The sequence below is a fragment of the Nevskia sp. genome, assembly GCF_023266035.1.
Lineage (GTDB): Bacteria > Pseudomonadota > Gammaproteobacteria > Nevskiales > Nevskiaceae > Nevskia.
This window is the reverse complement of sequence record NZ_JAHFRY010000015.1, coordinates 1-15,737: the sequence shown is the minus strand read 5'-3', so window position 1 is coordinate 15,737 and position 15,737 is coordinate 1. Positions and strand designations below refer to the sequence as shown.

Genomic DNA, 15,737 nt, shown 5'->3' with positions numbered 1-15,737 from the left:
TTCAGCGTCCGGCAAACTGCGGGACTCGCTTTGCGACGAACGCGTGAACCGCTTCCAGCGAATCTGTGGTTTTCGAGGCTCGATTCATTTCGGCCGCCTCCAGCCTCAATGAGGTCGCCAGATCACTCTCGAAGGCAGCGAGTTGCAGGCGCTTGGCGCCCGCATAACCTTGCGTTGGTCCGACCGAAAATTGCACCGCCATACGCCGCGCTTCGCCCAGCAGGCTCTCGCCAGGAACCACTTTCTCGACCAATCCCCAGGCCAAGGCCTCGTCCGAACTGACTACGCGATTGGTCAAGATCATGTCTCGTGCGCGTCGTCCACCCACTGCGCGTGGAAGTAGCCAGCTGATGCCGAAATCCCCCGCGTATCCGAGGCCGGTATGGGCCGCCACAAACTTCGTCCCACTTGCGGCAATCAGGTAGTCAGAAGGCCAAGGCAAGCCCGAGACCGCCTCCGGCTACCGCGCCTTGTACGGCGCAGACTACCGGGAACGGCAGGCTGGCGAATTGAGGAATCATGCTTTCGGCCACTCTCAGTTCGTCATCGACCAAGGTAGACAACGCATCGCCTGCGGCCACCATTTCTTCGATGTCGCCTCCGCAACTGAACATCCGGCCCTCGCCGCGCAGCAGCAAAGCTCGGATCGAGCCATCGCGTTCGACATCTGCAATGACACCAGCGAGCACGTTTACGACCGACGTGCTCAACGCATTCATTTTTTTGGCGAGTTGAGTGTTATGGTCGCGACGGCACCATTCTTTTCGAGAATTACCGGATTTCCAGGCATGCTGACGTTCCCTGATTGATCAAAATTTCAGCGTCAGCGTCAGCGTCAGCGCGGCGCCATGCGAATGGCACCATCCACACGAATGGACTCGGCATTCATGTAGCCGCAAGTAACGAGAAACTCGACGGCCTGCGCGAATTCATCGGGGTCGCCTAAACGCTTGGGGAAGGGCACGCTGGCCGCCAGCGCCTGTTTGACGTTGTCCGGCAGACCCAGCAGCAACGGTGTACCGAAGATCCCCGGCATGATGGTGTTGATCCGGATCCCTTCGTCCATCATGTCGCGCGCGATTGGCAGGGTCATGCCCACGATGGCTGCCTTGCTGGCCGCATAGCTGGCCTGGCCGACCTGGCCGTCCTGCGCGGCGGCCGAAGCAGTGTTGACGATGGCGCCGCGGTCGCCATCGGCCAGCGGCGCGAGCGTCAACATGCCCGCAGCTGACTTGGCGATGCAGCGGAAGGTGCCCACCAGGTTGATCTGAATGATGCGATTGAAACGATCTGCCGCGCATGGGCGGATTTCGCCGGTTTTCTTGTCGCGGCTGACAGTCTTGACGGCATCGGCAGTGCCGGCGCAGTTGACCAGAATGCGTTCCTGCCCAATGGCCGCGCGGGCCTTGGCGAAGGCGGCGTCCACCTGCTCCTCGGACATCACGTCCACATTGCAGTAAACGCCGCCGAGTTCGCTAGCCAACGCCTGGCCGACGGTTTCGTTCATGTCGAAGATGGCGACTTTGACGCCATGGCTGGCCAAACGCCGGGCCGTGGCGGCTCCCAGGCCGGAAGCGCCCCCGGTGATGACGGCAGAGATGTCGGAGTTCAGTTGCATGGTTTTTCCTCGATGGGTGAGAAACAGGCGTTATTGGCCGGTAAAGTTGGGTGTGCGCTTGCCTAGGAATGCCGCTTGCCCTTCCAGGTTGTCGGCCGAACGCAAAGCGACGAGGAAATTGCGCTTCTCATGCTCCAGGCCTTGCGCGAGCGGAGTCTCAAAGCTGGCCAGTGCCGCATCTTTCGCCAGCGCCACGGCCAGCGGCGAATTGGCTGCAATCCGGTTGGCCATCGCCAACGCCGTCGGCAGGGCCTGGCCATCAGCCGTCACTTCGGCGACCATGCCTGCATCGCAAGCCTTGCGGGCGTCGATGAAATCGCCGGTCAGCAACAGGGCCATGGCCTTGGACTTACCGATAGCGTGGATCAGGCGCTGCGTGCCCCCGGCACCCGGAATGGCGCCCAGCTTGACTTCCGGCACACCAAAATTGGCAGACTCGCCAGCGATCGCGATGTCGCAGGCCAGCGCTAATTCTGTGCCGCCGCCCAGCGCGAGCTTTTCCACCGCTGCGATGACGGGCTTGGGGAAGCGCTCCAGTTCCGACCAAAAGTGGCCGCCTGCTGCCGCACGATCGCCCAGCAGTGGCTCGGCGCGCAGCGCATCGAAGGCCGTGATGTCGGCCCCGGCGCAGAACACGCCCTCGGCGCCGGTGATGATGACCGCGCGCACGGTATCGTCGTCGCGCAGTTGCACAAGCTGCGCACGCAGGCCATCGAATACCGCGCGGTTCAAGCTGTTCTTCGCGCGCGGGCGGTTGATGGTCAAGGTGGCGATGGCGCCATCGCGGCTGACGAGCACTTCGCTGGCTTCGCTCATGGTGGCCCCGCTCATCCAAGCCGCTCGATGATGGTGGCGTTGGCCGTGCCCGAGGCCTCGCAAATCGTCTGCAGGCCATAGCGGCCGCCCCGGCGCTCCAGCTCGCACAGCAGGTCAGTGAGCATGCGCGCGCCGGTAGAGCCCAGCGGATGGCCGATGGCTATCGAGCCGCCGTTGACGTTGAGGCGGTCGTCCAGGATGCCGAACTCCTGCTGAAACATCAGCGGCACGCCGCCGAAGGCCTCGTTGACTTCGAACAGATCGATATCGTCGAGGGTCAGACCCGATTCCTTCAGTGCCTTGCGGGTGGCGTCGAGCACGGCGGTGAACTGGATCACCGGGTCGGCGGCTGCCACGGCGGTGCTGACGAAGCGCGCACGCGGCTTCAGGCCGTATTGCTTGGCGTAGGCACGGCTGGCGATCAGCAGCGCGGCGGCACCGTCGCTGATCTGCGATGAGTTGGCGGCCGTGGTGGCGCCGTCGGCGGCAAACACGGCTTTCAGCGTGGCCATCTTCTCGGGGTTGGGGTCCGCGCGCACGCCCTCGTCGGCGGCGACGATCGGGCTGTCCGGATCAGCCGGATCCTCGGTCAGCCGCACCAGTTGATCCCTGACGCGGCCAGCCTGCGAGGCCTCGGTGGCCCGCCGATGGCTACGCACGGCGAAGGCATCCAAGGCCTCGCGCGTGAGACCGAAGCGCTTGTTCATCAACTCCGAGGAAGCGCCCTGCGGTATCAGCGGGTTGTCCTGGTAGCGCGCCAGTTCGCTCGGGCTGTATTGCGAGCCCAGCGGCGCGCCGGGCTTGAACGACGGCGGCATGGGGGCCTGCGACATCGACTCGACCCCGGCACCGATGACCAGTTGGTAAGCGCCCGCCCGGATGCCATGCACGGCAAAGCTCACCGCCTGCTGGCCCGACCCGCATTGCCGATCGACCGTCACCGCCGGCACGGATTCGGGCAGCCCCGCCGCCAATACGGCATGACGGCCCAGGTTGCCGTGCTGCTGGTCCCACTGCAGCACGCAGCCGACGATCACATCGTCCAGATCGGCCGGGTTGATGCCGGAGTGCTCGACCAGTTGGCGCAGCGTCTCGCCCAACAAATCGACGGGATGCCATTTCTGCAGGCGCCCGCCGCGCTTGCCCACGGGGGTGCGCAGCGCACCGACGATGACGGGTTCATGGTCATTCATGTTGTTCTCCTGGTTCAAAAGGTTGGCTCACTCGGCGTAGCGGCCCGCATGCTCGGCGCGGATGCGCTTCTTGTCGAGCTTGCCGACGCTGGTCTTGGGGATGGCTTCGACGAACAGGACCTGATCCGGCCACTGCCACTTGGCGAAGGCGCTGCCCAGGTACTCCTTCAGTTGTTCCTGGGTCGCCTGCTGGTCGGGCTTGAGCACCACCAGGGCCAGCGGCCGTTCCTGCCACTTCGAATGCGGAACGCCGACCACGGCGGCGTCGCGCACGGCGGGGTGGCCCATGAGCAGGTTTTCCATGTCGATGGAAGAAATCCATTCGCCGCCGCTCTTGATCACGTCCTTGATGCGGTCGGTAACTTTGAGGTAACCGTTCTCGTCCACCGTTCCGACATCGCCCGAGCGCCACCAGCCGCCTTCCAGGAAACGGTCTGCGGAATCAGGCATGTCGTGGTATCTGGCCGTGATCCAGGGGCCGCGCACGCAAATCTCGCCCGCTGACTTTCCGTCGTGCGGCAAGTCCTTGTCGTCGGCATCGAGGATGCGAATATCCACCCCGGTCAGCACCAGACCCTGCTTGCGCTTGAGGTTCCACTTCTCTTCCTCGGTCAAGCGCTTCTTGAGCGTGGACTTGAGGCGGTTCATCGTCACCAGCGTCGTGGCTTCGGTGGCGCCGTAGGCGTGCACCACCTCAGCACCCGTGAGGTCGTAGAAACCGATCATCATCGACAGCGGCGGCTCGGAGGCGCCAGACAGCATGCGCATGCGGCTGAAGTCCGGCTTGACCTGCATCGTCTCGATGTACTGCAGCATGGGCTGGAAGATGGCCGGTGCACCGTTGGCAATCGTCACGCCCTCGGCGATCATGGCATCGACCAGCGGCTTGGTGTCTTCGGCAACGTAGCGGCCCGGCAGCACGATCTTGTCGGCGAGCAGTGTGGCGGCCTGTGGCAGGCCCCAGCATTGCCCGTGGAACATGGGTGTGATGAGCATGACGCAGTCATCCAGCGTCATGCCCAGATTGGTGGCCATGGCCGTGGAGTGCAGGTAGATGCCGCGGTGCGAGTAGTACACGCCCTTGGGTTTGCCCGTGGTGCCGGTGGTGTAGCAGGCACTGTAGGCCGAGGTTTCGTCGATTTCGGGCCAGTCAATTTTCGCGTCGGCGGCGGCCAGCAGGTCTTCGTAGTGCAGCAGCGGTTTCAGCGTAGTCTTGATCTGGTCCAGCGGCTTGTCGGTCATGACGATCCAGCCCTTGATCTGGGGCGAATTCGCTGCAATGGATTCGGCAATGGGCAGCAATGTTTCGTCCACGCAAACGTAGGACACTTCGCTATGGCTGACCACGTAACCCAGATCCTCGGCACCCAGGCGCAAGTTCATCTGCAGCATGACCGCGGCCAGGCCGGGAATGGACCAGTACAGCTCGAAGTGGCGTCGGCTGTTCCAGTCCAGGATGCCGACCCGGTCGCCCGGTTCGACGCCGAGAGCGCGCAGTGCATTGGCGCTGCGGCAGACGCGCGCATAGCAATCAGCATAGGTGTAGCGATCCCAACCACCATCGGGTGTGCGGTAGACGATCTCCTGGTCCCCGTGGGTGCGCGCAGCGTGCCGGATCAGCGTTGTGGTGTTCAGTTGGCGCTCGTTGCCCGTAGTGGACGGGCAGCCGCAGACAGGCTTGGTGGGCTGGATGGTGTCGGTCATGTGCTTGTCTCCTATGTAGTTGTGTCGAGTGCCTGGAACCGTGGGGCCGGGGCCGCTTCGATGGCGCCGGAGGAGGTGATCTGGTAAATGCCCCGTGCCGCGTTATGCGGATGCCGCACCGCCTCGGCGAGGCTGAGCACAGGCGCAAAGCAGGCGTCGCTGCCTTCGAGCAGCGCGCACCAGTGCGCCCTGGGTTGGCTGCGGATAAAGGCTGTGATCCGCTCTTTCAGCGCTGGCCACGTCGCCGCGTCGTACTGCTCGGCGGGGTTCACGTCAGCAAGGCCCAGCTTCGACAGCAAAAGCGCGTGGAACGCTGGCTCCACCGCTGCAAGGCTGATGAAGCCGCCGTCAGCGCAAGCGTACACGTCATAGAACGGCGAATCGTGAAACGGGCTCGGCTGCGCGCCGTCAATCTGCCCATTGGCGCGAATCCAATGCACCAGCGTGCCCAGCATGGCAACGATGTCAATGATCGCGGCGTCCACGACCCGGCCGCGGCCGGTGGCGCGCGCATCGACCAGCGCGCAGGCGACGCCGAAGGCCATGCCCAGCGCCCCGGCCCCATCCCCGAGTACCGAGGGCGGCACGATGGGTGCCTGCCCCCTATGCGCCGACAGCGACAGAAGGCCCGTCAGCGCGACGTAGTTCAGGTCGTGGCCTGCGGCCTGGGCGAGCGGGCCGCTCTGGCCCCAGCCCGTCATCCGGCCGTAAACCAGCCGGGGATTGTGCGCCGCGCATTCAGTGGGGCCGAAGCCCAGCCGTTCCATCACACCGGGGCGAAAGCCTTCGACCAGGGCGTCGGCCTGGACAATCAGCTCCAGTGCGCGCACTTTGCCACCGGGCGACTTCAGGTCGATGACCTCGACCGTCTTGCCGCGATGCAGCGGGTTCTCCACTGCTCCACCCAGACGCTGCGCCCCAGCAGCCTGCTCGGCCCGTGTCAGCGTGATTACCTCGGCGCCCATGTCGGCCAGCATCCTGGCGGCCAGAGGGCCTGGACCGATGCCCTCGAACTCCACCACGCGGACGCCGTGCAGCGGCATCTGCAGCGTGTGCAACGCGTACAACATGTTACAACTTCCTCGAAACCAGGTCTTTCAGGACCTCGTTGGCGCCGCCATAGATCTTCTGCACTCGCGAAGCGGCATACATCCGCGCGATCGGATACTCGGCCATGTAGCCGTAGCCGCCGAACAATTGGAGACACTCGTCCACCACGCGGCACTGCTGTTCGGTGCACCACCACTTGGCCATGTAGGCGGCCTCGTTGTCGAGTGTGCCGTCCAGCAGTCTCTGTGTACAGTCGTTGACGAAGCTGCGCACCACATGCGCGATGGTCGCCATCTCGGCCAGCTTTTGGCGCGTTGTCTGCATGTCGAACAGAGGCGCACCGAATATCTTGCGCTGCTTCGTGTATTCGATGGTGAGCTCCAACGCCCGGTCGATGACGGCCGCCGCCGGCACTGCAATGACCATGCGCTCGTAGGGCAGCGCGCCCATCAGTTGCCCAAAGCCTTGGCCTTCAACGCTCCCCAGCAGTTGGTCGGCTGGAACGCGCACGCTGTCGAAGAAGAGCTCCGCCGTGTCCGAGGCCTGCATGCCGATCTTTTCAAGCAGGCGGCCCACACGAAAGCCTGGCAGGTTCTCGGTCTCCAGTACGAACAGCGACACCCCTTTGCTGCCCGCGCCACTGGTGCGCGCCGCGACGATCAGCAGGTTTCCGGTGAAGCCGTTGGTGATGAAGGTCTTGGCGCCGTCGATCACGTAGTAGTCGCCGTCGCGCCGGGCCCGGGTGGAGATGGCCTTCAGATCCGAGCCGCAGCCCGGCTCGGTCATCGCGATTGCGGCCAGCATCTCGCCGTTCGTCACCTTGGGCAGCCAGCGCTGCTTTTGCGCTTCGGTGCCAAAGTCCAGGATGTAATGCGAAGCGATGGTGTGCACCGCGATATTGACCGGCATCTCGGCCTTGGCCAGTTCGTCCTGCACCACCAGCTGGTAGGCGAGGCTGGCGCCGGCACCACCATAGGTCTCGGGCATCTCGGGCAGCAGAAAGCTCATCCCGCCGAACGGACGCCAGACCTCGCGCGGGATGTAGCCCTGGCGGCGCCATTCGTCGAGCCGGGGAGTGAATTCGGCGGCAACGTAGCGACGCACCTGCTCGCGAAAAGCGTCGATCTCGTGGTCCATCCAGGCGTGGCGATACAGCTGTGGCAGCATGGGCATGTCTCCTTGTATGTTGGCTTCTGACCCCGCACCGGGCGTTCCGCACAGCGCCACTGCCGAAGTGTTTTTGGGGATGCGACAATCGTAATAATTGGCCCCTGCAAGGGCGATAGCGGATTGCCTCAATCAACTGACAAATAACTTCTTTTGGCCCGCGCGACCGGCGTTGGCTCCTTCGATCACACGCAATGCTGCAACCCGTCTTCACCGCTCCTATCTTTGCCGTGCATGGCCTGCTGGACGGCGCGCGCGGCAAGGGGCTGGCCACGCAAGAATGGCTGAAGGGCGTGCTGGGGCGCGCCGGCATCAGCGAATCGCTGCTGGAGCTCAAGGATTCGCGCGTAACCGTGGAGCAGTTCAACGCGCTATTTATCGCTGTCAAGGACAGCCTGAACGACGAGTGCCTGGGCTACCTACATGAGCGACCCATGCGCCCGGGCAGCTTCGCGCTAATGGTGCGCAGCGCGTTCACTGCCCATTCGTTGTCATGCGCCCTGCGTCGCCTGAGCGAATCCTTCGCCCTGCTGCAGGACGACGTGACGCTGGTGCCCGTGACCGAGGGCGCGCTGGGGGGCTTCGCGCTGGAGATGCGCGGCGGCCCGGGCGCACATGCCGAATTCCTTCATGCACATCTGCTGCGCGTGTTCTGGCGCTTGTTGCTGTGGCTGCACGGCGGCCGGCTGGTGCCGCAGCGATTCGACTTCAATTTTGCGCTGCCGCTCCATGCGATGAGCTACGGGCGCATCTTTTCCGGTTCGCTGTGCTTCGGGCAGCCGCGCACGGCCGCCTGGTTCGACGCCGACGCCTTCAAACTGCCGGTGCGGCGCGATCGGGACGCGCTGCAGTCCTTTCTGCGCGCCACGCCGGGCAACGTGGTGGGGCCGCACCTGAACGAGCGCAGCGCCAGCGCGCGGGTCCGCATGGTGCTGCAGCTGGCCAACCCCGAATGGCCCGACCTGCCCGTCACCGCGCAGCGCCTGCATATGTCGGTGAGTGCGTTGCAGCGGCACCTGGCCACCGAGGGCACTTCCTTCCAGGCACTGAAGGACCAACTGCGGCGCGACATGGGGATCGTGCGCCTAACCAGCAGCGAAGCCTCGCTCATCGCCATCGCCGCCGACCTGGGCTTCACCGACAGCACCGCCTTCCAGCGCGCCTTCAAGGTCTGGACCGGCAGCGCGCCGGGAGCCTACCGCGCCCGCTCGCGTAGCCCGCAGCACCCTACATAGAGGCATTCGACCAATTCCGGCACGGCCACGAGGCTGTAGCCGACCACCGAGAAGATCGGCGCCTTCATAGCTGCCGGGTCTTGGCCCACATCGAGCGAGGCTTTCGTGCGCTCAAGAGACTGTTTGCAGCCCTGGCAGTTGCACCGACGGCAGCGCAGCGACAGGCTGCGCCAGGAAGCAGACGCTTTCCGTCAGCCTATCGAGGTCATTCGTCATTGCCACCGTTGAGGCTGACTTCTAAGCTTCCTCAGCTAAAACTGAGCTCGCACTGCATAGGAGTGATGGCTCTGCGCCATTAGGAGCAGCACTGCCAGAATGTAATCAAGCATCATGACCCACGCAGCCCCGGCACTCTCGTATCCGTTCTCGGATCTCCCACTCCCTGGCCAAGCCACGGAAATCAAGCCTGGTGTGCTGTGGCTGCGCATGCCGCTGCCGTTTTCCCTGGATCACATCAACCTCTGGGCATTGAGCGACGGTCCTGGTTGGGCGGTCGTGGACACGGGCATTCGCAGCGTGGACGTCAGGAACGCGTGGCTCGCCTTGCTCGCTCCGCAGGGGCCGCTAGCCGGCCGACCCATCTCCCGTGTGATAGCGACGCACATGCACCCGGATCATGTGGGCATGGCGGGATGGTTGACACGTCGCTTCGAATGCGCGCTTTGGATGACACGAGACGAGTATTTGAGCTGTCGGGTGATGCTTGCCGATACGGGGCGGGAAGCGCCAGTCGATGGCGTTCGCTTCTATCGGAGGGCCGGATGGAGCGACACCGAGGTGGATGAGTACCGCACCCGGTTCGGTGACTTCGGTAAAATGATCCATCCATTGCCTGACAGCTTTGTGCGGCTCACGGATGGCCAGATGTTGCGGATCGGGGACCAGGAATGGGAAGTCATCGTCGGCACAGGACATTCCCCCGAGCACGCGTGCTTCTACTCGCGCGAACTGGATTTGCTGATATCGGGGGATCAGGTTCTTCCCAGGATCAGTTCCAATACCTCCGTGTACGCCACCGAGCCGCATGCGAATCCTCTGCAGGGCTGGCTCGATTCCATCGACCGGTTGATGCAACGCGTACCTGGGAGCGCCCTGATTCTGCCTGCCCACAACGAACCTTTCCATGGCCTGCACCTACGGTTGGAGCAACTGCGTGCGAGCACCGTCAGAGGCACCGACCGCGTCAGGCAACAACTTGCGCAGCCTCTGAGGGTCATCGACCTGGTTCGCGCCCTGTACCGTTCGTCCATTGTTGCGGAGCAAATGCACCTCAACCTCGCGACCGGAGAGACGCTCGCCCACCTAAACTATCTCGACCAGCGTGCGGAAATCGTGTCTGCAGAAGACGAAGACGGCGCAATGCGCTATCGGCTCGCCTGATGCACTAATTTGCCCTCAAGGATATAGAAGTAACCCAATCAAGCCTGTCATTGACTGGGTTCTTTGCTGATGTGTTTCGAGAGCAATGAGTCCTTGCACCAGCGCGTCGTGTACGGCCTCCAGTTCTTTGAACACCGTGTTGGCAAACCAATCCTGGCACGGCACCTTCCACAGATGCTCGACCGGGTTCAGCTCAAGGCTGGCAGAAACTCTAGGCGCATATTCTGTGGCACATCCAAGTGACCCGCGATGTGCCAACCCGCCTGATCCATGACCATCATGATGAACTCGACGGCATGGCGTCGCGCCATCTCGGCCAGGAACACCTGCATCGTCTCAGCGTTGGCCCAGGGCAGCACCAGAGAGTCAATCACGCCATCGTGCGTGCTGACGGCGGCGAAGGCGTACAGGGTCTGGCGTTGAGGCGTGCGCCGACGATGGGGCGTGAGCCCCTGGGCACCCAACACTGCCGGGGTGTTCCCAGCAGGCAGAAGCGCCCTTCGTGCTGGAATATCAGCCGCACGCGGCGACCATATTCAGCTTGACGCCTGACCTCTTGGCGCACTTGAACAGTGCTCTCAGAAAGGGGCCGTTTGTCATTCGATCGGGGCGCTTCGTCATCGCGGCTCGCAGCACCGGCACCTAGGATTCCTTGTGTGCGCTGGACGACATGTAGCGGAGCGGCGATGACCGCCGCCCCACGATCCAGAGCCTAACTCAAAGGAGACAAACACGTGTGCCAAATCGACATGCAGAAGCTCGCCGACGACGCTCGCTTCAACCGCTTTCATGCCAAGGTGCTTCTGTGGTGCCTGTTGATTCTCATCATCGACGGCTATGACATCGCCGTGATGGGCATCGCCCTGCCGTCCATCATGCAGCAGATGGGCGTGAACGCATCGACTGCCGGTTTCATGGCCAGTTCGGCCCTGTTCGGCATGATGTTCGGCGCCATGGTTCTGGGCACGCTGTCCGACCGGATTGGTCGGCGCTGGGCCCTCTCCATTGGCGTCATGCTGTTCAGCGTGTTCACCGCGGCCGCCGGATTCACCAAGGATCCCATCAGCTTCAGCGTGGTGCGCTTCATCGCGGGCCTGGGGGTTGGCGGTGTGCTGCCGGTCATCGTGGCACAGATGGTCGAGTACTCGCCCAAGAAGATCCGCAGCCTGATGACGGCGCTGATGACTTCGGGCTACGCACTGGGCGGCATCCTGGCCGCGGTGCTCGGCAAGCAGCTGATCGGCGAGTACGGCTGGCAGGTCGTTTTCATCGCAGCGGGTGTGCCGGTCCTGCTGATTCCGTTCATCCTGAAGCTGGTGCCGGAATCAATGACCTACCTGATCTCGCGCAGCCGCAACGGCGAACTGGCCGAAGTGGCCCGTAATCTCCAGCCGGGAGTCAAGCACCCGGCGGACGCCCAGTTCGTCGTGCCCACCGCCGACCGCGTGGCGGGTGCGCCGGTCTCCCGGCTGTTCCAGGACGGGCGAGGCCCGAGCACGGTGCTGTTCTGGATCGCCTTCTTCTCGGGCCTGTTCATGGTCTATGCGCTCAGCAGCTGGCTGACCAAGCTGATGGCTATGGCTGGCTACAGCCTGGGGTCTGCCCTCAGCTTCGTGATCGCGCTGAACGTTGGCGCCATCATCGGTGCCGTGGGAGGCGGGTGGCTCGCCGACAAGTTCAACATCAAGTGGGTGCTGGTGGGGATGTATGCGCTGGGCGGCGTGCTGCTGTACCTGATGACGTTCCAGACCTCGACCGAGCTGCGTTATCTGATCATCGGCGCGGTCGGCGCCTGCACCACCGGCGCGCAATTGGTGGCCTATGCCTACTGCGGGCAGTTTTACCCGATGTCCATCCGCTCGACCGGCATCGGCATGGCCTCCGGCGTGGGGCGCCTGGGCGCGATCGTGGCGCCGCTGCTAATCGGCCAGATCGTTGCGCTTGAGCTGCCGCTGGAGCAGAACTTCCTGGTGATCGGGGCTTTCGGAATCATCGGCTCGATCGCTCTGGCGTTCATCAGGCATGGCGGCCCGGCGTCGGTGGGCCCGCAAGAGGCTGCACGCGAGTTGCGCCCGTCGCAACAGACGCCGCAAAACGCCTGATCGTAGCCATCAAGGAAATTCGCTGTGTCTGTCTACATAGCCCCCCTGCGCGAAATGCTGTTCGCCATGAAAGAGGTCGGCGGCCTGGACGCGATCTGCGCCCAGCCCGACCATGAAGAAACCACGCCCGACCTGGTCGAGGCCATCCTGCAGGAGGCGGCTAATTACGCCGCTGGCGTGCTGGATCCGCTCAACCGCCCCGGCGACGTGCAGGGCGCGCGCTGGCACGATGGTCGGGTCACGCCCGCCGACGGCTTTCGCGAAGCCTGGGCCAGCTTCTGCGAGAACGGCTGGAACGGCATGCCCGCTGCCACCGAATGGGGCGGCCAGGGCCTGCCCACGCTGGTCTCCACCGCCGTGCTGGAGATGTGGAAGTCGTCCAACCTCGCGTTCAGCCTGTGCCAGATGCTCACGCTGGGCGCGGTGGAGGCCATTGCGCACCATGGCAGCGACGCACTCCAGCGCCGCTTCCTGGCACCCATGGTCGAGGGCCGCTGGACGGGCACCATGAACCTCACCGAGCCCCAGGCCGGCTCTGACCTGGCCGCGCTGCGCAGCCGTGCCGTACACGAGGGCGACCACTACCGCGTCAGCGGCAACAAGATCTTCATCACCTGGGGCGAGCACGACATGGCCGAGAACATCGTGCACCTGGTGCTGGCGCGCCTACCCGATGCGCCACCGGGGGTGAAAGGCATCTCGCTGTTCCTTTGCCCGAAGTACCTGGTCAACGACGATGGCACCCTGGGCGAACGCAACGACTTGGCCTGCACGTCGATTGAGCACAAGATGGGCATCCACGGCAGCCCCACGGCGTCGATGAGTTTTGGCGACAGCGGCGGCGCTATCGGCTACCTGGTCGGCGAGCCGCACCAGGGGCTGGCCTGCATGTTCACCATGATGAACCACGCGCGGCTGAACGTTGGCCTGGAAGGCGTGGGCATTTCCGAGCGCGCCTACCAGCGCGCACGCGCCTATGCGCTGGAGCGGGTGCAGGGCAAGCCGCTGATCAGCGGCAGCACCGCCATCGCAGGCCACCCGGACGTGCGGCGCATGCTGATGGACATGAAGGCCCGCACCGAGGCCATGCGCGCGCTGGCCTACTTCTGCGCCGGTCAGATGGACCGCGCCGCGGGCCACGCCGATGCGCAGGAGCGCGCGCAGGCGCAGGCCCTGGTCGGCCTGCTGATACCGGTGGTCAAAGGCTGGTGTACCGACAGCGCGCAGGGCATCACGTCCGACGGCGTGCAGGTGCATGGCGGCATGGGCTACGTCGAGGAAACCGGCGCCTCCCAGCACATGCGCGACGCGCGCATCACGACCATCTACGAAGGCACCACGGGCATCCAGGCCAACGACCTGATCGGCCGCAAGCTGGCACGCGAGGGCGGGCGCACGCTGAAGGCGCTGCTGGGCCGCATCGACGGCGATGCGCGCCGGTTGGTCGAATCGCCCGATGCAGTGCTGGCGCAGATCGGCCGCGCGTTGGCAGCCGCTGCCCAGGCGCTGGACGAAGCGGTCGACTGGCTGCTGGCCCACGACGGTCAACCCGCGCAGTGCGCGGCGGGCGCCGTGCCCTTCCTGCGGCTGGCGGGCACCGTGATCGGCGGCTGGCTGTCGGCGCGCATGGCCGAAGCCGCTACCGCGCAACTCGCGGCGGGCGCGGGCGATGCGGGCTTTCTCGGTACCAAGCGCGCCACAGCCAGCCATTACGCGGCGCATGTCCTGGTGCAGGCGCCGATGCTGCGCGACATCGTCACGGGCGGCGCCGCCAGCACGCTGGCCCTGGCGGACGATCAACTCTGAATGATCCTGAAAGGAAACCCTCCCATGAAAATCCTGGTTCCCGTCAAGCGGGTGGTTGACTACAACGTCAAGGTCCGCGTCAAGAGCGATGGCAGCGGCGTGGACATCGCCAATGTCAAGATGAGCATGAACCCCTTCGACGAGATTGCCGTCGAAGAGGCTGTGCGGCTCAGGGAGAAAGGCGCGGCAACGGAGATCGTCGCCGTCTCGTGCGGCGTGTCTCAATGCCAGGAGACGCTGCGCACCGCCATGGCCATCGGTGCCGACCGCGGCATCCTAGTCGAGACCAATGAAGAACTGCAGCCGCTGGCCGTGGCTAAGCTGCTCAAGGCCCTGATCGACAAGGAACAGCCCGGCCTCGTGATCCTGGGCAAGCAGGCCATCGACGACGACTGCAACCAGACCGGCCAGATGCTGGCGGCGCTGGCCGGTCTACCGCAAGCCACCTTCGCCTCCAAGGTCGAGCTCGCCGGCGACAAGGCAGCCGTGACCCGCGAAGTGGACGGCGGCCTGGAAACCCTTAGCCTCACGCTGCCCGCGGTCATCACCGCCGACCTGCGTCTGAACGAACCGCGCTACGTCACCTTGCCCAACATCATGAAGGCCAAGAAAAAGCCGCTGGACACCATCAAGCCCGAAGACCTCGGCGTTCAAGTCGCCCCGCGCCTGAAGACCCTGAAGGTGACCGAACCCGCCAAGCGCGGCGCCGGCGTGAAGGTGGCTGACGTGGCCGCCCTGGTCGAAAAACTCAAGAACGAAGCGAAGGTGATCTAAATGTCGGTACTCGTTATTGCTGAACACGACAACGCATCCATCAAGGGCGCAACCCTGAACACCGTGACGGCTGCAGCCGCTTGCGGTGGCGACGTGCACGTGCTGGTGGCCGGCCACAATGTCGGCGCTGCCGCACAAGCCGCCGCCCAGATCGCCGGTGTCGCCAAGGTCATCCACGCCGACGCCGCAGGCTTGGCCCACGGCCTGGCCGAGAACGTGGCCGCCCAGGTGCTGGCCATCGCCGGCAACTACAGCCACATCCTGTTCCCGGCCACGGCCGGCGGCAAGAACGTGGCCCCCCGCGTGGCCGCCAAGCTCGACGTCGCCCAGATCAGCGACATCACCAAGGTGGTGAGCGCCGACACCTTCGAACGCCCCATCTACGCCGGCAATGCCATCGCCACCGTGCAAAGCAGCGACGCCACCAAAGTCATCACCGTGCGCACCACCGGCTTCGACGCCGCCGCCGCCACCGGAGGCTCGGCCGCCGTCGAAACCACCGCAGCAGCAGCAGACGCCGGCAAGAGCAGCTTCGTGGGCAGCGAAATCGCCAAGAGCGACCGCCCCGAACTCACCGCCGCCAAGATCATCGTCTCGGGCGGCCGGGCGCTGGGGAGCAAGGAAAAGTTCGACGAAGTCATGACCCCGCTGGCCGACAAGCTGGGCGCGGCCATTGGCGCCAGCCGGGCGGCGGTGGACGCGGGCTACGCCCCCAACGACCTGCAAGTGGGCCAGACCGGCAAGATCGTCGCGCCGCAGCTGTACATCGCCGTCGGCATCTCGGGCGCCATCCAGCACCTGGCGGGGATGAAGGACTCCAAGGTGATCGTGGCGATCAACAAGGACCCGGAGGCGCCGATCTTCAGCGTGGCCGACTACGGGCTGGAGGCGG

General features: G+C 64.6%; 15 protein-coding genes. 6 read left to right on the top strand and 9 right to left on the bottom strand.

Annotation, left to right across the window (positions count from 1 at the left end; translation table 11 throughout):
• Window position 1 precedes the first annotated feature (1 nt).
• The 8 genes from Q0D45_RS03495 to Q0D45_RS03460 all read right to left on the bottom strand — a co-directional run bounded on the left by Q0D45_RS03495 (window position 2) and on the right by Q0D45_RS03460 (window position 7,548).
• On the bottom strand, window positions 2–394 hold the full coding sequence (locus Q0D45_RS03495) for an enoyl-CoA hydratase-related protein (RefSeq protein ID WP_253279287.1): 393 nt from the start codon (window positions 392–394) through the stop codon (window positions 2–4).
• Window positions 395–425: 31 nt separating this feature from the next.
• Window positions 426–719, bottom strand: coding sequence for an enoyl-CoA hydratase-related protein (locus tag Q0D45_RS03490; RefSeq protein WP_255446752.1), 294 nt, complete (start codon window positions 717–719; stop codon window positions 426–428).
• Between the two features lie 116 nt (window positions 720–835).
• Window positions 836–1,618, bottom strand: coding sequence for an SDR family NAD(P)-dependent oxidoreductase (locus Q0D45_RS03485; protein WP_015014604.1), 783 nt, complete (start codon window positions 1,616–1,618; stop codon window positions 836–838).
• Between the two features lie 30 nt (window positions 1,619–1,648).
• On the bottom strand, window positions 1,649–2,434 hold the full coding sequence (locus tag Q0D45_RS03480; RefSeq protein ID WP_027015145.1) for an enoyl-CoA hydratase-related protein: 786 nt from the start codon (window positions 2,432–2,434) through the stop codon (window positions 1,649–1,651).
• 11 nt (window positions 2,435–2,445) lie between these two features.
• The gene (locus tag Q0D45_RS03475; protein WP_293388586.1) at window positions 2,446–3,627 is read right to left on the bottom strand and encodes a thiolase family protein; all 1,182 of its coding nucleotides are present in this window, start codon (window positions 3,625–3,627) and stop codon (window positions 2,446–2,448) included.
• 27 nt (window positions 3,628–3,654) lie between these two features.
• Window positions 3,655–5,331, bottom strand: coding sequence for a long-chain fatty acid--CoA ligase (locus tag Q0D45_RS03470; protein ID WP_293388583.1), 1,677 nt, complete (start codon window positions 5,329–5,331; stop codon window positions 3,655–3,657).
• Between the two features lie 11 nt (window positions 5,332–5,342).
• On the bottom strand, window positions 5,343–6,401 hold the full coding sequence (locus tag Q0D45_RS03465) for a CaiB/BaiF CoA-transferase family protein (RefSeq protein ID WP_293388580.1): 1,059 nt from the start codon (window positions 6,399–6,401) through the stop codon (window positions 5,343–5,345).
• Window position 6,402: 1 nt separating this feature from the next.
• Complete coding sequence (locus tag Q0D45_RS03460) at window positions 6,403–7,548, bottom strand: acyl-CoA dehydrogenase family protein (protein ID WP_012436220.1); 1,146 nt, start codon at window positions 7,546–7,548, stop codon at window positions 6,403–6,405.
• A gap of 194 nt (window positions 7,549–7,742) precedes the next feature.
• Between Q0D45_RS03460 and Q0D45_RS03455 the strand changes: the two genes are divergently transcribed.
• Together Q0D45_RS03455 and Q0D45_RS03450 are read left to right on the top strand one after the other, a co-directional pair.
• Window positions 7,743–8,783 (top strand): AraC family transcriptional regulator, encoded by a 1,041-nt coding sequence (locus tag Q0D45_RS03455; RefSeq protein WP_293388572.1) that lies wholly within the window; start codon window positions 7,743–7,745, stop codon window positions 8,781–8,783.
• A gap of 330 nt (window positions 8,784–9,113) precedes the next feature.
• Window positions 9,114–10,163: an MBL fold metallo-hydrolase gene (locus Q0D45_RS03450; RefSeq protein ID WP_027015140.1), complete on the top strand. Its 1,050-nt coding sequence runs from the start codon at window positions 9,114–9,116 to the stop codon at window positions 10,161–10,163.
• 188 nt (window positions 10,164–10,351) lie between these two features.
• On the opposite strand, the gene Q0D45_RS03445 is transcribed toward Q0D45_RS03450, so the two are convergent.
• Window positions 10,352–10,630: a transposase gene (locus tag Q0D45_RS03445; RefSeq protein ID WP_012436224.1), complete on the bottom strand. Its 279-nt coding sequence runs from the start codon at window positions 10,628–10,630 to the stop codon at window positions 10,352–10,354.
• Window positions 10,631–10,897: 267 nt separating this feature from the next.
• Here Q0D45_RS03445 and Q0D45_RS03440 point away from each other — a divergent pair, with 267 nt between their 5' ends.
• From Q0D45_RS03440 to Q0D45_RS03425, 4 genes are all read left to right on the top strand, one after another.
• Window positions 10,898–12,265: an MFS transporter gene (locus tag Q0D45_RS03440; protein ID WP_293388558.1), complete on the top strand. Its 1,368-nt coding sequence runs from the start codon at window positions 10,898–10,900 to the stop codon at window positions 12,263–12,265.
• A gap of 24 nt (window positions 12,266–12,289) precedes the next feature.
• Entirely contained in the window at window positions 12,290–14,071 is a 1,782-nt protein-coding gene (locus tag Q0D45_RS03435) for an acyl-CoA dehydrogenase (RefSeq protein ID WP_043373373.1), read from the top strand.
• A gap of 24 nt (window positions 14,072–14,095) precedes the next feature.
• Window positions 14,096–14,845 (top strand): electron transfer flavoprotein subunit beta/FixA family protein, encoded by a 750-nt coding sequence (locus Q0D45_RS03430; protein WP_015014594.1) that lies wholly within the window; start codon window positions 14,096–14,098, stop codon window positions 14,843–14,845.
• The coding region (locus Q0D45_RS03425; RefSeq protein WP_366946331.1) for an FAD-binding protein at window positions 14,846–15,737 on the top strand (892 nt) is incomplete at its 3' end.

Excerpts from the sequence above, each read along its gene's own strand:
- Q0D45_RS03480 (WP_027015145.1), bottom strand. The coding sequence starts at position 2,434 with ATGAGCGAAGCCAGCGAAGTGCTCGTCAGCCGCGATGGCGCCATCGCC.
- Q0D45_RS03460 (WP_012436220.1), bottom strand. The coding sequence starts at position 7,548 with ATGCTGCCACAGCTGTATCGCCACGCCTGGATGGACCACGAGATCGAC.
- Q0D45_RS03465 (WP_293388580.1), bottom strand. The coding sequence starts at position 6,401 with ATGTTGTACGCGTTGCACACGCTGCAGATGCCGCTGCACGGCGTCCGC.
- Q0D45_RS03475 (WP_293388586.1), bottom strand. The coding sequence starts at position 3,627 with ATGAATGACCATGAACCCGTCATCGTCGGTGCGCTGCGCACCCCCGTG.
- Q0D45_RS03470 (WP_293388583.1), bottom strand. The coding sequence starts at position 5,331 with ATGACCGACACCATCCAGCCCACCAAGCCTGTCTGCGGCTGCCCGTCC.
- Q0D45_RS03455 (WP_293388572.1), top strand. The coding sequence starts at position 7,743 with ATGCTGCAACCCGTCTTCACCGCTCCTATCTTTGCCGTGCATGGCCTG.
- Q0D45_RS03450 (WP_027015140.1), top strand. The coding sequence starts at position 9,114 with ATGACCCACGCAGCCCCGGCACTCTCGTATCCGTTCTCGGATCTCCCA.
- Q0D45_RS03485 (WP_015014604.1), bottom strand. The coding sequence starts at position 1,618 with ATGCAACTGAACTCCGACATCTCTGCCGTCATCACCGGGGGCGCTTCC.
- Q0D45_RS03490 (WP_255446752.1), bottom strand. The coding sequence starts at position 719 with ATGAATGCGTTGAGCACGTCGGTCGTAAACGTGCTCGCTGGTGTCATT.
- Q0D45_RS03430 (WP_015014594.1), top strand. The coding sequence starts at position 14,096 with ATGAAAATCCTGGTTCCCGTCAAGCGGGTGGTTGACTACAACGTCAAG.